Below are 13,378 nucleotides of genomic sequence, written 5' to 3'. Positions count from 1 at the left end.
TCATTCACTCCCCATCTAAATAAAATAGAAAGAGTCTTTCCCTCCATCCAGGCTCCCCTTCATCATTGATGGATTGAAAAACCTTTACAGCCGTTCCCTTAGGCTCGTCATAGCGATGAAAATTTTCATATTCCTCATTAAACCAAACAATAGCAAAATAAAATAATATCGTAAAGCCAACAAACATGATGAATACCTTGCTTGTTTGCCAAAATAATTTAATCAAGTTTCTCATAATTCTCTAGTCCTCCAGGCTTTTTTATCAATTTATGCCTGTTTGGACATGTTTTATACGTATCATCTACGTTTTATGAGTAAAAGATAAAACCTTTCCATAACGGAAAGGCTTATCTTGCATGGTTATTCCCGGACCCTGCAGTTTCCGGCTCTTCTTTTTTATCTTGGCAGCGATGGCAAATCCCATGAAATGTTAGACGATGATCCTTAATTTTAAATCTGAATTTCTGTTCAACAATCGGTTCTACATCATCTAATAAATCTTCAAGAATTTCATCTACTGCTCCACATTCTATACAGACTAAATGATGATGAAAATGCGCTGCTCCCTCTTGTCGCAAATCATAACGGGAAACCCCATCACCAAAATTAATTTTATCTACTATTTTAAGCTCAGTAAGCAATTCAAGCGTTCTATATACAGTTGCCAAACCGATTTCCGGTGCTTTTTCTTTAACGAGCAAATATACATCCTCTGCACTTAAATGGTCTTCTTCATTCTCGAGCAACACTCTAACCGTGGCCTCTCGCTGCGGCGTCAGCTTGTAACTTGAAGAATGTAATTGCTTTTTTATTCGATCTAATCTAGATTCCAACCCTTTTCCTCCTCGCCGCTGAATCTGTCCGGATTTCATCATCATATTATAGAAGAAGGCAAAAGGGATTATGAGTCCGGCCTTCTATCACCATTTATAGTATAGCAAAAAATACGTCCATGTAAAATATAATAATTATAAACAACTTATAATAATGATTATTATTTAATAATCATTATTAACCCATATTATCAATTACCGCTTTCATTAGTCCTGGTGATAAAAAGGATTCAATCAAGGCTGCAACGACAAAAGACACTAAGGCCATCCCAAGCAACAGAGAATACTGAAAAAAATAAGGCCTTAATTTTTCGCGGCTTGATTTTAAAAATTGGCGTTTAATCATTTTAATCGAGATAACGACCGCGCAGGAGGCCATGATAATGGTTACGGGTACAAGGATGATATTCTGAGGTAAAATTGATACGCACGCAAGCATAAAACCCTGCCACCCTGTTTGACTAACCAGAAAACCGACAGTAAAACCGATCACGATTCCTTTTATAAAAAGAAGAATTAAAATCATTGGTAACCCGATAATCGAGATTCCTAGAATCCACATTAAGATAATAAACTTCGCATTCTCCTTAAAGCTGTAGATGAAGATTTCACTGCTTGCACTGACTTTCCCTTGCTTTAATTCTCCGAAGAACTGAGACAAATAATAAAACAGATCCTCTTTCTGAGTTAAAGATAAGCTGTTGACAATGATTGCCCCAAAAATGATTCCCATCAGGAATAGGACCATAATAAAAATGAAAATAGATAAATGATCTTTAATATTAAAAAGTAAAGCTCTTTTATAATACGATTTTTTCACAGGGGAATTCTCCTCTCCGGTTCCATTACTAGATTCTATGTATTTACTAGAGATTGTATTCTAGTAAAAAATAAATTCTTACTAGTCTAAATAGTATGATATAATCTCTTTAATTTACATAAAAGGAGGATATTGGCATGAATCCGATTCTGCTGGACATACCAGAAAGACTTGATGGAAACCGAATTTATCTGCGTTCTTGCAAGCCGGGAGACGGGCCTATGGTCCATGATGCCATATTGGCTTCAAAAGAAGAGTTAAAACCCTGGATGCCCTGGGCTAATCGGGATCAGACATTAGAGGAGACGGAGGAAAATTTACGAAGAGCACAGGCAGAGTTTATTTTAAGAGAAGATATACGTCTTTATGTAATGAGAAAAGAAGATGATATCTTCCTTGGTTCCACCGGTTTACATAGAATGAATTGGGAAACAAGAAAGTTCGAGATCGGATATTGGATGGATTCTCGTTACACTAAAAAAGGGTATATGACGGAGGCTGTTGAATTATTGACGAACTTTACATTCGATGAATTACTGGCTAACCGGGTGGAAATTCGCTGTGATCCAAAAAACATAAACTCCAGACGGATTCCTGAAAAACTGGGTTACACTCTTGAAGGGACATTAAGACACGACAGCTATGATTCCACAGGCACCTCCCTCCGTGACACATGTATTTTCTCTAAAATCAGAAATGATTTGTAAAATAGAAAAAGGGCTATGAATGCTATTCACGCCCATTTTCTTCATTAATCCGTAATAATTTTACCGTAAATACCGCCTCCACCTTTTTGCAAAGACAATGTGCCACCCCGTGCTTTATAGATGAGCATGGCTATTCTTTCAGGGACCAACCTCTTTAGCTCGTCCAGGCTGGCTTCATGGATTACAGCCATTTCTGAACCAAAGCCAGCTACTAGTTTATCCAACGTTCTTGGACCGAGCCCTGGAATAAACTCAAGCGGAATATGATGAATATAAGGCGGTCTCTCCTCCGGAACATCTCCCGGCTCTGCATCTGCAAGATCACCGATACGTTCGGCTACTCCACGTGTCACCTGATTAGAGCCGCAATAAGGACAGCGCTCTGAATACACAGCTAGAGTTTCGCCGCAATTCTCGCAAACTGTTTCATGGTATTTACCTAAATACGGATTCAGTCCGTAATTAGCTAAAATGGCACGGCCATCTTCTTGTTGAAGTGCTTTATGCCATTCGGTAAAGTTAGGCTCCTGCAGCAACAGTTTTTGATATTCACGTGCCAGCTTTGGTAATGAATGGGCATCACTATTTGTTAAAAAGGGATAGCGGTTCAGCTCGCTTAACCTGGATGCCATAGCAGTATCTGCACTGAGTCCCAGCTCAACAGCGTCAATCCAGTCTGGATTCAGAACCTCGCTTAAGCTCTTTATGACCCCTCTGCCATACAAACTTTTATGGGGAGTAAAGATATGCGCAGGGATAAATAACCCGCTCAAATCCTTTACTTTTTTCTGTAATACGGTAGCACTCTCATAAATACGCTGAGAGCTGAGAGTATTATTTTTAACTCTAGCTGCAAACCATTCCGAAAACAGCTTCATTTTTTCAAGAGTAGGGAAATAAGCCAGCACATGTATGGGCCCTTTGCAGTTTTCATCATTGATTTCAATCTCACTGCCCGGAATCAAAACCGTGCCGTCCTTATGTTGAAGACCGCCGCCCTCGAGTTCTTTCATCTCTCCTTTTGCCATGAGCTCCTTAAGTTCTTCTATCACCTCAGGAACATGACAGTCGATGACTCCAACCATATCAAGTCCTTTTCTTGTCGCAGCATATTCAAGAATAGTTGAAATCGTCAGGGTCCGCGCTCCTGTAATTTTGACAGGCTTCCCAGATTTCGTTCTCCCCACATGAATATGAAAATCTGCGTAATACGTCTTCATTATTTAGACAGTGCCTGTTGGAGCTGTAAATATTGAACCGCGTAGGCTGTTTTGGCATCCTGAATTCTCTCTTCTTTAATCAGTTCCAACGCCTCTTCCAATGTGACTTCCATCAAGTCAACGAATTCATCCTCATCCAGGCCTCTTGCATCTTCCTTTTTAGAAAGACCCTTAGCCAGGTAAATATGTACAATCTCATCTGCAAATCCAGGCGATGTGTAAAGGGAAATAATATGTTCAATGGACTCGCAGGCATATCCGGTTTCCTCTTCCATCTCGCGAACCACACAATCTCTTGGATCTTCACCGGCATCCAATTTACCGGCAGGAATTTCAACTAACGCTTTTTCCATCGGCTTACGGTATTGTTCAACAAGCACGAGCTTATTTTCATCTGTAACGGCAATTACTGCGACCGCTCCAGGGTGTTTAATTAATTCTCTGGTCGATGTCTTTCCATTCGGAAGAAGCACTTCATCCACACGTACATCTAGAATTCTTCCTTTAAAAATAGGTTCTGATTTGATCGTTTTCTCTTCATATTTGTACATCGTTAAATCTCTCCTTTTGTTCTAAAAAGCATTCCTCTGTTCATACATTTTACCATATAGCATGTCCAAAGGGGTGCGTTATGAAAATATGGATCAGTGACAATCAAATCATTCTGAGCGGAAAAGCTTGGGAAGTAAAGGCGAAATTAAAGCAATATGGCAATCAATATGTGTATGTCAAGGACTGGCTGCAGGCCGCTCGGCAAATAAAATGACGGATTTAACTCCTTCTATTACAATAAAGAAAAGACAAACTGTAATAGCGAAAGGAGATTTCCTGTGAAAAAGAGACAAATTGGAGAATCTGACTTATATGTTACGGAGATGGGACTTGGATGCATGTCTCTCGGCAAAGACGAAAAACAAGCCCGTCTAATACTGGAGACAGCCATCGAACACGGAATCAACTATTTTGATACAGCCGATTTGTATGATTTTGGCCTTAATGAGGAGATAGTCGGAAGGGTGTTAAAACCATATCGACAGAACCTGATATTGGCTACGAAGGCAGGTAACAGATGGAATGACGAGAAAACTTCATGGTCCTGGGACCCCTCACGAACCTATATTAAGCAGGCCGTAAAGCATAGCCTAAAGCGTTTGCAGACCGATTATATCGATTTATACCAGCTTCATGGTGGTACAATAGACGATCCCCTGGATGAAACCATTTCCGCCTTTGAAGAATTAAAGAAAGAAGGGTATATACGTGAGTACGGCATTTCCTCCATCCGTCCCAATGTCATCAAGGAATTTGCAAACCACTCAGGCATCATCTCGGTCATGATGCAATACAGCATTCTCGATCGAAGAGCGGAGGAATGGATGCCATTACTGGAGGATCATCAAATCAGCATCATTGCCAGAGGCCCTGTAGCAAAAGGCCTTTTAACAGAGGAAATGTTAAATAAAGCATCCGACTCTATCCGAGAAAATGGATATTTAGACTATACATATGAGGAGCTAGAGTCTCTGCTTCCATCCATTCAAGAAAAATTAGCGAGCCGTTCCATGAATGAACTGGCTTTACAATATATTCTCTCTTCTAAAGCGGTAGCTGCTGTGATTCCCGGGGCAAGCAGCGAAAAACAATTACTTGAAAATATGAAGGCTATAAACAGCAAACCGTTAACCGCCGAAGAACTGGAACTATTGCGTTCCTTAACTAAAGCAAATAAATATGAGACACATCGCGATTAAACGGGAATCAGGCTATTTCCATCTAAATAGCCTGATTCCTTTTCTTAATTTTTTCCTATACATAGAATAACCAATCAAAATCTTCCCGTTGGTAATCACAATAAAAATAATCATTCGTCTTTGAATCATACACATAATCCTGCTGACACTCTTCCAAGTGATCAACAATCCATTTCATAGCTGAAATAAATTGGTAGGCTTCCGCATTCGTCATGGTTGGATGAATAGAAAATCGAATCCATCCAGGTTTAACCGCTAAATTGCCCTGATCAACCAATTCCATGATTTGTTTGGAACTCTCCTTGGAGATTCCCAATAAATAATGCCCATACGTTCCCGCACAGGAACAACCGCCCCGCACCTGTATTCCAAACCGGTCGTTTAATAATTTGACAATTAGATTATAGTGCACCCCCGGAACCATAAATGAAATAATCCCCAATCGTTCTTCTTTCTCTGGTTCAAGAACCTTAATTTCAGGTATGGATAACAATCCCGGAAGAAGGATGGAAAGCAATTCTTTCTCTCTTGCCAACATATTGTCTACCCCCATTTCCTCCTTTAGCCTTATACATAATGCTGTTCGAATGCATTGCAGGATTCCTGGTGTTCCACCGTCCTCCCGCGTTTCAATATCCTCATAATAGCTTTTGTTTCCCCACGGATCCGTCCAATTGACTGTGCCGCCGCCAGGATGGTCAGGTATGTGATTGTGATACAGATTTTTATTAAAAATTAAAACACCACTCGTCCCGGGTCCTCCCAGGAATTTATGCGGTGAAAAACAAATCGCATCCAGCTGTTCTGCAGGATTCCCGGGATGCATATTCATATTTACATAGGGGGCACTCGCAGCAAAATCAACTACACAGATACCGCCATGCTTATGCATCACACGTGCCAGTTCATAATATGGAGTAATGAGTCCGGTTACATTGGAGCATGCCGTAAAAGCACCGATTTTCAACGGTCTGTTTGAATATGATTGTAACTGCAGATCTAATTGCTCCGGACAGACATTCCCCTTTCGATCAGGTTCCACGATAACTACATCAGATATCGTCTCAAGCCAGGAGGTATGGTTGGAATGATGTTCTCGATGTGTAATAAATACAACCGGTCTTTCCTCATGCTCTAGTTTAAGCCTCGTTTCCCATTTTTCCGACACGCGCAAACCAAGTATACGTTGAAATTTATTAATGACCGACGTCATGCCAAAGCCATCAAGGAGAATCGCATCATCTGGATCTGCATTTACATGCTCCTTTATGATTTTCTTCGCGTGATGATATGCATTCGTCATGAACGAGCCGGTTTGGTTTGATTCAGTATGGGTATTTGCCATAAACGGTCCAAATTCCTTCGTGATTTTGTCCTCTATCGGTTTATATAATCTTCCGCTTGCTGTCCAGTCCGCGTATATAATTGGCTTTTCTCCGTATGGGGTTGAGAACGTTTGGTCATTTCCTATAATGTGTTTGCGAAAGCCATGGAAATATTGCTCCAGCTCTCCAAACCATTCTCGCTGATGATTTCCAATTCTTGCCCTCAGCAATCCTGTTCACCTTCTATCTGCATAAGTCAGTAACAGTATATGAATAAATGGCCTATTGGTTATTGCCATGGAGAAAATAGTGATTTTCACAAAAAAACCTCATCACCTTTTTCAGTGATGAGGGCCTTTCATTATTCTTCCATTGATTTCTCAGTTTTAAATTTCCCTGTAAGAGCAATAAGTTCATTTGTAATCTGAGCTAGTCCACTAGCATATTCAGCTGTCTCTTTTACCATTGCATTCTGTTCCTCTGCGGATGCAGAAACTTCTTCGGCAGAAGCCGCCGATTCCTGAATAGTTGTGGATGTTTCTTCGATCATGCCCTCCACTCTCTTAACATCTTCATTAATCATTTGAAAGGACTCAGTTAATTTTTCTAAATGATTCTTTGTATATCCGACCTTATCATTTATGATTGTCAGCGTACTGCTGCCTTCCATCACTGTATCAACCTGAGTACGGAACTGATTTAAATTATTTTCCATAACGTTCATGGTGTTAAATGTGTCTTTTTGAATTTTATTAATTAAATCCTTGATCTCTTCAGTAGCTTTATTTGTCTGTTCTGCCAGCTTACGTACCTCATCTGCCACTACAGCAAAGCCTTTCCCTTGCGCTCCCGCTCTTGCGGCTTCAATAGCGGCATTTAGAGCCAATAGGTTCGTTTGGGCCGAAATATCTGTAATAAACCGAATAATGTTTTCAATTTCATTTGCTCGTTCGCCTAAATGCTTCACTTGTTCATTGGCATGAGCAATATCATCACCAAGTGCTACTAATACCTGTAGTCCTTCAAGAATCATCACTTGTCCATCCCTTGCTATAACGGATGATTCCTCGGCATTGCCTAATGTTTCTTTTGTAAAATAGGTCCCTGTTTCAACCTGTTTTGTGATATTTACCATTGTCTCAAAGATATGGTTGGCTTTATGTGACTGAGTATCAATTCCGGATGCGATATACGAAACAGTGGTGGCAATTTGATCAGCAGCCACACCGGTTTGCTGAGTACCCTCTGCCATCTTAACGGTATTGGCATGGATTTTATCAGATGATTCCTTGATGGCACCTATTAAATACACAAGCTCTGTACGCATTTGTTCCATTCCACTCGCAAGTGTACCGACTTCATCCTTTGTTTCTGCAACAATTGGTTTTGTTAAATCTCCCTTGGCAATCAACATGACTTGCTTAGATAACTTTTCTATTCCCCGCGTAACCGGACGTGTCACTCTATAAACCATGGTATAGCCGATCGCTAGGTTCATAACAAAAACCGTTAACGCAGTCGTTAATGCCTTTCTCGTCTGCTCTTTCAACTGATTTATATCCTTATGAATTCCATCAACAGCCTGTTTTTGTAAGTCACCAAGTTGCTGTTCTATGGTTTGTTCAAATTGAGTAAAGATCACCTTAGACTCATTACCAGCTTCTATCCCCTTTTCTGTGAAACTCTCAGCCATTAGCTGCCCGGATTGATAAAACTCGGTAAAGGAATCTGCTAACGAATCCAATTTTCCAGATGATACACCCAATTCTTTTAATTCCTCTGCATGATTCTTAAATTCTTCCGCATACGTATCAGCCAACGAATATGTATCGATCGCGTCCGAGCCTTTCGTCGCACTGATTCCTTTGAATACCTGCTGCACCTGTATAACATTCACTTTCATTTGATCTGTATGTAGTACAATCTCTAAAGAACTCTTATTTATATCCTGAATGCGCCTTTCATTCGAATACAGATTGTAAGCGAGAACAGCAGCAACTATTAAACTTAAAACAGTAACGCTGATAAAAGTAATAACGATTTTCCGCCTGATATTCATTTTCAAAATTCCTCCATAATTTCCGATATATCTTCCCGTTATCTATATCGGCCAGTTCGACGTAATATGTAACCATTTTTATGAAGTTTTGCAGGCTGATGGTAAATAGTGAGCAGAACTATTGGCTTATGCGAATAAAAAAGACCCCCCTGCTTCGCAATGCATTCTTAAAGGTAGTGTTACAACTTCCTTTAAGAATGCATTACAGTTAGGCGGTCCCTTCCTTTAGCCCTTAAACTGCTTCCAGTTTAGATTGCTCTCATTCAATAGCTCTTCAAAGCTTTTATTTTTCTCGCGGCGTTTACGTTCCTCGCGCTTTTGTTTTTCCATTTGCTGTATTCGATGTTGCTCTTCTTCCTTTAATTCACTTTTTTTATTCTGCAATTGACTCAGAACATCTTGATTAAGCAGATCTCCCAAGCTAATTGAGCCGTCATCGTTTTTCTTGGATGGTTTATGTTTCATCATCGGATAATAGCTCCTTTTTTCTTTCTATTATAATGGGTCAGTCAAATTAAGTCAGGTAGGTTTAAATACTTTTTAACAGCCTCTAATCCCTTTTTCTTATTTCAGGTAAAAATTGTAACTTTATACCATATTATTCATATAAATATGATATGATTTATTAGGAACTAAAGGAGGGGTATGATGGGCAGAGAATTTGACCAGCTATTTGATGAATGGGCTGCTAATTATGATGAAACGGTATCCGGTTCTGATGACCAATATACCGATGTTTTCTTACATTATGAAAAGATCCTTGAAGCAGTTGCTTCCCATGCGGAAGGGTCTGTAATCGAATTCGGAGTCGGAACAGGGAATTTGACTGCACGGCTACTGGAAAAAGGGAACCAAGTTCTCGGAATCGAGCCTTCTACAGAAATGAGAAAAAAGGCAAAGAAAAAGCTCGGATCCTTATCCATTGTAGACGGTGATTTCTTTCACTTTCCAGTTGAAAATGGAGTTGACACCTTTGTAAGCACATATGCCTTTCATCATTTAACCGATGAGGAAAAAGAGAAAGCTTTTGCTCTATACTCCACTCTTCTACTACCAGGCGGTAAAATCGTTTTTGCGGATACGATGTTTTTAACGAAAGAGGATCAGCAGGCGGCCATTGATAAAGCTGATTGCAACAATTTCGATCGATTAGCAGAGGATCTGCGAACTGAATATTACACGACGATTCCTTACATGAAATCAATCCTGGAAAAGCATCAATTTCACGTAACATTTGAGCAGCTTAATGCATTTGTCTGGCTCATGCATGCCACTAAACAATAATTAAATACTAGCCTCTATCCCTATAGCAATATAGGGTTTTTTCGTTTGTGAATCTGCCTATTATTTCTGTGTTTGTTTTCTCTGCAGAATGGTAAACTAAAGGATGATAATGTGTTTTCGGAGGGTTTCATTTGAAAAAGAAAAGATGGTATTTTATCTTCGGTGTAATCATCACATACATAATCGGTATTGGTGTATTCTTCTCTAACATGCTTATGTATATGAAACGAAAAGATGTGGAGGTCGTTCGGAAACGTGAAATCGAGGCAGGCCGTTTTGACACTGCTTCCTTTCAAAAACTGCCTCAGGAGGAGAAATGGATTCAGTCCAAACACGGATACCGGATTCATGCCATATTTACAGAACCACATAAAGAATCAAAAAAATGGATGATCATTGCGCACGGAATCACTGAAAATAAGTGGAATTCCATTCGCTATGTCAATTTATTTGCAAAAAAAGGATTTAATACCGTCATTTATGACCATCGCCGCCATGGTGATTCGGAAGGAAAAACAAGCAGCTACGGGTATTATGAAAAAGACGACCTTGCCGCTATTGTAGATGAATTAAAGGCTCAAAAGGGTCATGATATTTTGCTTGGCATCCATGGTGAATCGATGGGTGCGGTCACCCTGTTACTATATGCAGGCACCGTTGAGGATGGAGCTGATTTTTACATAGCGGATTGTCCATTCTCCGAATTCTCCGAGCAAATTGCTTACCGGCTAAAACAAGACTTCCACCTTCCAAAATGGATGGTTCTCCCCTTTGGGGATTGGTGGCTTAAACGGAGAGATGGCTATTCATTTAGAGAGGTTTCTCCTATAAAGGCAGTAGAGAATATAAAAAGCCCTGTTCTTTTTATCCATAGTTTAGAGGATGCATATATCCCCTCAACCATGAGCGAGGAATTATATGAACACAAAAAAGGACCAAAACAGCTGTATCTGGCCGAAAAAGGCCAACACGCCCAATCCTATAATACGAACCCTGAAGCTTATGAAAAAGTAATCGATGCTTTTCTCAAAGCACATGTGCCCCCTTTCTTTTAGGGTGGCACTTTTTTATGGCTGTTTGTTTTCTAGGTTGCGAATACAGACACCGCCTGGAAGGAAGTGGTGGCTGTACTCGTTATTTAACTAAAGCCCCCAATAGTTTAAGTACATTTCTTCACAAACTTACTTCATTTAATACAGGAATGCTACCTCGTTTCTACAATAAGGATTTCAACAAAAAAGAGCATTAATCCTCCTTGGATCAACACCCCCGTCTGTTTGAGTAGACTTATACACATAGTTTATGTAAGTTGTGGTCTTTCGAAAATCAGTTCATAGTAAGTGCCTACCCCAACACCAGAAGTTATGAAGTCAGGAGCAAAAATTTGAACAAATCTCCAACCTTCTGATGCGTGATTATTAATTACTTTTCGATAATCTTCAGTAGGTTTTCCTGATAATCTTTTGAATTCAACCTTAACAAATTTATATTCGTACACTTTTGATTCCCCTTTTTAAAATGGTTTTTATATTTATACATTCGGTAGTGTTAAAGAAAGTCCTTCTTCCACTAAACTGCCCCGTTTGTCTAATAACGACTAGAACATACTGATATCTATTTACTGTTTATTTTCTTTTTGGCATCCACATACCCAACTATTCCAACTATTGTGATTAAAATCAAAACATACATATCTGTAGTCAGTATGCCTTTCGTTACCAATGACAGTTCATCGTATGTTCTAATCAAGAGACCAATTGGCGGGAAAATAAGAAGCGACAAAAAGAACTTTTTCCTGACTTCTAAATCTTGCATAATAATCCCCCTTAAAGCATTACTTTCCTTCTTCCGCTAACCTGCCCGTTACTTTAATAAGAATTCTTTAATAAAGACTAAGAAAAATAAATAACGAAATAATAATACTTGTGTATCCCCAAAAGTTTTTTCTGTCTTTTTGAAGTTCATCTAATCCCATCACTAAAATCATAAAACCTAAGAATAAAATCGTATAAGAGCTAAAGTCGTAATTTTCAGTTATCAAACTATAAACAGATAAAACAACAACAATTATCGCTAAGGTAATTCTTAAAGTTAGTAGCATATTCTCCTCCCACAATACGTAAATACATTTAAAATCATATCATTTCCACTTTACTATATATAGAAATTAGAAATTTCCTTATTGAGCTAACCTGCCCCGTTAGTTAAAGCGGAATCTTTACTTGCTGTTTCTTCTTAATTGTTTTTTTGCCTCGTTCACGATAGTTGTAATTAAGGCGACCTTACTTAAATTAGAATGATTATCTCCATATCTAAAATCATCTATAAATTCACTGATGGTGTACCATTCTTCTAGGTCTTCGGGATAATCCAGGTCACGAACTACCTCATAAATTTGATAAGCTATATCAATGGCATTATTTTCATTTTGTAGTATCTTTTTTGATAAATGCTGAATGTAAATTTCTGCACAATTTTTATATGATGGTTCCTGTAAGTTTAACTCACTTACAACATTTCTAAAATAACCTTCCACCTCAAAGATATTAAGCGGTTCTCTTAGAGAAGAAAGAATATTCAAAGAAAAGGATGAACAATCATTTTCCAACATCCTGAAAGCCCAATTTATATAATCAATAGGTTTTACATTACTTTCATGTATTTTATAAAACAAAAGAAAAGTTTCTATATCTTCCTACCCCTATCAGCTTTTTAGCCTATTATATCAGACTATATGACCTAATAATTCTTCCTTATCTTCTTCAACTAACCGGCCCCGTTTCTACCATAATTCATAATAAAAATGCGTTAATCTTTCCAAGGAATTATGCACTCTTAATGCGAACACTTAATTAATACAACTCCACCCTAAAAAGCAATAGCTCCGTATTAACCCCACCACATAGCAGTAACAAATAAAGACCAACAAGAAACTGGGAACCCAATTAAGAAAATTACAGACGCAATTTCTAATGCGTTTTTTGTTTGTTTTTGCATCTTATATTGAATAAAAATGAAAAGCATCGAGCTTATGTATAGAAACATACTTATTACTGTTAAAGCAGTTAAATAATATATTGGATAGGATTTAATGAAATATTCATTTAAAAAGTACGCTATATCTTGCCCAAAAATTCCAAATAGGGTTGCTATTATTAGGCTTACATAAATAATCTTATCTTTTATTTCCACTTATTTTACACCTTCTTAATATTGAAATATAAATAATTACATCCTTCTTCCGCTAACCTACCCCTTTTCTACAATAAGAAATTCAACTCAAAAAGGCATTAATCCTCCTTTGATCTGACCCAAGAAAGTTAGACACAAAAAATTAAGCAGCTTCTAAGATCTGAGTCCGGTATTCAACTGGACTTAG

Annotated in this window: 17 protein-coding genes; 5 read left to right on the top strand and 12 right to left on the bottom strand. The window is 38.6% G+C overall.

What is annotated here, in order from left to right:
• Nucleotides 1-4 precede the first annotated feature (4 nt).
• The 3 genes from AC4D4A_RS00085 to spoIIM all read right to left on the bottom strand — a co-directional run bounded on the left by AC4D4A_RS00085 (nt 5) and on the right by spoIIM (nt 1,653).
• Nucleotides 5-235, bottom strand: a complete 231-nt coding sequence (locus tag AC4D4A_RS00085; RefSeq protein ID WP_490994007.1) for a YqzK family protein — start codon at nt 233-235, stop codon at nt 5-7.
• Nucleotides 236-347: 112 nt separating this feature from the next.
• Nucleotides 348-833, bottom strand: a complete 486-nt coding sequence (gene fur, locus AC4D4A_RS00080; protein WP_490994006.1) for a ferric iron uptake transcriptional regulator — start codon at nt 831-833, stop codon at nt 348-350.
• Between the two features lie 178 nt (nt 834-1,011).
• On the bottom strand, nt 1,012-1,653 hold the full coding sequence (spoIIM, locus tag AC4D4A_RS00075) for a stage II sporulation protein M (RefSeq protein WP_490994005.1): 642 nt from the start codon (nt 1,651-1,653) through the stop codon (nt 1,012-1,014).
• Nucleotides 1,654-1,790: 137 nt separating this feature from the next.
• On the opposite strand from spoIIM, the gene AC4D4A_RS00070 reads away from it, so the two are divergent.
• Complete coding sequence (locus AC4D4A_RS00070; RefSeq protein WP_490994004.1) at nt 1,791-2,360, top strand: GNAT family N-acetyltransferase; 570 nt, start codon at nt 1,791-1,793, stop codon at nt 2,358-2,360.
• A gap of 44 nt (nt 2,361-2,404) precedes the next feature.
• On the opposite strand, the gene AC4D4A_RS00065 is transcribed toward AC4D4A_RS00070, so the two are convergent.
• Together AC4D4A_RS00065 and AC4D4A_RS00060 are read right to left on the bottom strand one after the other, a co-directional pair.
• Nucleotides 2,405-3,580: an endonuclease Q family protein gene (locus AC4D4A_RS00065; protein ID WP_490994003.1), complete on the bottom strand. Its 1,176-nt coding sequence runs from the start codon at nt 3,578-3,580 to the stop codon at nt 2,405-2,407.
• Nucleotides 3,580-4,131 (bottom strand): NUDIX domain-containing protein, encoded by a 552-nt coding sequence (locus tag AC4D4A_RS00060; protein WP_490994002.1) that lies wholly within the window; start codon nt 4,129-4,131, stop codon nt 3,580-3,582. The genes AC4D4A_RS00065 and AC4D4A_RS00060 overlap by 1 nt, the downstream gene beginning before the upstream one ends.
• An 80-nt stretch (nt 4,132-4,211) precedes the next feature.
• Here AC4D4A_RS00060 and mciZ point away from each other — a divergent pair, with 80 nt between their 5' ends.
• The gene (gene mciZ, locus AC4D4A_RS00055) at nt 4,212-4,346 is read left to right on the top strand and encodes a Z-ring formation inhibitor MciZ (RefSeq protein ID WP_490994001.1); all 135 of its coding nucleotides are present in this window, start codon (nt 4,212-4,214) and stop codon (nt 4,344-4,346) included.
• Between the two features lie 64 nt (nt 4,347-4,410).
• Nucleotides 4,411-5,331, top strand: a complete 921-nt coding sequence (locus AC4D4A_RS00050) for an aldo/keto reductase (protein ID WP_490994000.1) — start codon at nt 4,411-4,413, stop codon at nt 5,329-5,331.
• Nucleotides 5,332-5,386: 55 nt separating this feature from the next.
• Here AC4D4A_RS00050 and AC4D4A_RS00045 read toward each other — a convergent pair whose 3' ends face one another.
• From AC4D4A_RS00045 to AC4D4A_RS00035, 3 genes are all read right to left on the bottom strand, one after another.
• Nucleotides 5,387-6,886 carry an aminotransferase class V-fold PLP-dependent enzyme gene (locus tag AC4D4A_RS00045; protein WP_490993999.1) on the bottom strand — a complete coding sequence of 500 codons (1,500 nt, stop codon included), beginning with the start codon at nt 6,884-6,886 and terminating at the stop codon, nt 5,387-5,389.
• A gap of 131 nt (nt 6,887-7,017) precedes the next feature.
• Nucleotides 7,018-8,715 (bottom strand): methyl-accepting chemotaxis protein, encoded by a 1,698-nt coding sequence (locus AC4D4A_RS00040; protein WP_490993998.1) that lies wholly within the window; start codon nt 8,713-8,715, stop codon nt 7,018-7,020.
• A 225-nt stretch (nt 8,716-8,940) separates the two neighbouring features.
• Nucleotides 8,941-9,183: a YqkE family protein gene (locus AC4D4A_RS00035; RefSeq protein ID WP_490993997.1), complete on the bottom strand. Its 243-nt coding sequence runs from the start codon at nt 9,181-9,183 to the stop codon at nt 8,941-8,943.
• 180 nt (nt 9,184-9,363) lie between these two features.
• Here AC4D4A_RS00035 and AC4D4A_RS00030 point away from each other — a divergent pair, with 180 nt between their 5' ends.
• Nucleotides 9,364-9,999, top strand: a complete 636-nt coding sequence (locus tag AC4D4A_RS00030) for a class I SAM-dependent DNA methyltransferase (RefSeq protein ID WP_490993996.1) — start codon at nt 9,364-9,366, stop codon at nt 9,997-9,999.
• A 131-nt stretch (nt 10,000-10,130) separates the two neighbouring features.
• Entirely contained in the window at nt 10,131-11,054 is a 924-nt protein-coding gene (locus AC4D4A_RS00025; RefSeq protein WP_490993995.1) for an alpha/beta hydrolase, read from the top strand.
• Between the two features lie 245 nt (nt 11,055-11,299).
• On the opposite strand, the gene AC4D4A_RS00020 is transcribed toward AC4D4A_RS00025, so the two are convergent.
• From AC4D4A_RS00020 to AC4D4A_RS00005, 4 genes are all read right to left on the bottom strand, one after another.
• On the bottom strand, nt 11,300-11,497 hold the full coding sequence (locus AC4D4A_RS00020) for a DUF4177 domain-containing protein (RefSeq protein WP_490993994.1): 198 nt from the start codon (nt 11,495-11,497) through the stop codon (nt 11,300-11,302).
• A gap of 116 nt (nt 11,498-11,613) precedes the next feature.
• Complete coding sequence (locus AC4D4A_RS00015) at nt 11,614-11,814, bottom strand: hypothetical protein (RefSeq protein WP_066102689.1); 201 nt, start codon at nt 11,812-11,814, stop codon at nt 11,614-11,616.
• A 67-nt stretch (nt 11,815-11,881) separates the two neighbouring features.
• Nucleotides 11,882-12,100, bottom strand: coding sequence for a DUF3953 domain-containing protein (locus tag AC4D4A_RS00010; protein WP_066108616.1), 219 nt, complete (start codon nt 12,098-12,100; stop codon nt 11,882-11,884).
• 117 nt (nt 12,101-12,217) lie between these two features.
• Nucleotides 12,218-12,610 (bottom strand): hypothetical protein, encoded by a 393-nt coding sequence (locus AC4D4A_RS00005; protein ID WP_490993993.1) that lies wholly within the window; start codon nt 12,608-12,610, stop codon nt 12,218-12,220.
• Between the last annotated feature and the right edge of the window lie 768 nt (nt 12,611-13,378).

The sequence above is a fragment of the Pradoshia sp. Z5_111 genome (assembly GCF_058267535.1).
Note: the sequence above shows the minus strand (reverse complement) of the source record. Positions and strands in the feature narration are given on the sequence as shown.

Coding starts and splice junctions, on each gene's coding strand:
- AC4D4A_RS00035 (WP_490993997.1), bottom strand. CDS start 9,183: ATGATGAAACATAAACCATCCAAGAAAAACGATGACGGCTCAATTAGC.
- AC4D4A_RS00085 (WP_490994007.1), bottom strand. CDS start 235: ATGAGAAACTTGATTAAATTATTTTGGCAAACAAGCAAGGTATTCATC.
- AC4D4A_RS00065 (WP_490994003.1), bottom strand. CDS start 3,580: ATGAAGACGTATTACGCAGATTTTCATATTCATGTGGGGAGAACGAAA.
- AC4D4A_RS00040 (WP_490993998.1), bottom strand. CDS start 8,715: ATGAATATCAGGCGGAAAATCGTTATTACTTTTATCAGCGTTACTGTT.
- AC4D4A_RS00010 (WP_066108616.1), bottom strand. CDS start 12,100: ATGCTACTAACTTTAAGAATTACCTTAGCGATAATTGTTGTTGTTTTA.
- AC4D4A_RS00005 (WP_490993993.1), bottom strand. CDS start 12,610: ATGTTGGAAAATGATTGTTCATCCTTTTCTTTGAATATTCTTTCTTCT.
- AC4D4A_RS00030 (WP_490993996.1), top strand. CDS start 9,364: ATGGGCAGAGAATTTGACCAGCTATTTGATGAATGGGCTGCTAATTAT.
- AC4D4A_RS00060 (WP_490994002.1), bottom strand. CDS start 4,131: ATGTACAAATATGAAGAGAAAACGATCAAATCAGAACCTATTTTTAAA.
- mciZ (WP_490994001.1), top strand. CDS start 4,212: ATGAAAATATGGATCAGTGACAATCAAATCATTCTGAGCGGAAAAGCT.
- AC4D4A_RS00070 (WP_490994004.1), top strand. CDS start 1,791: ATGAATCCGATTCTGCTGGACATACCAGAAAGACTTGATGGAAACCGA.
- AC4D4A_RS00015 (WP_066102689.1), bottom strand. CDS start 11,814: ATGCAAGATTTAGAAGTCAGGAAAAAGTTCTTTTTGTCGCTTCTTATT.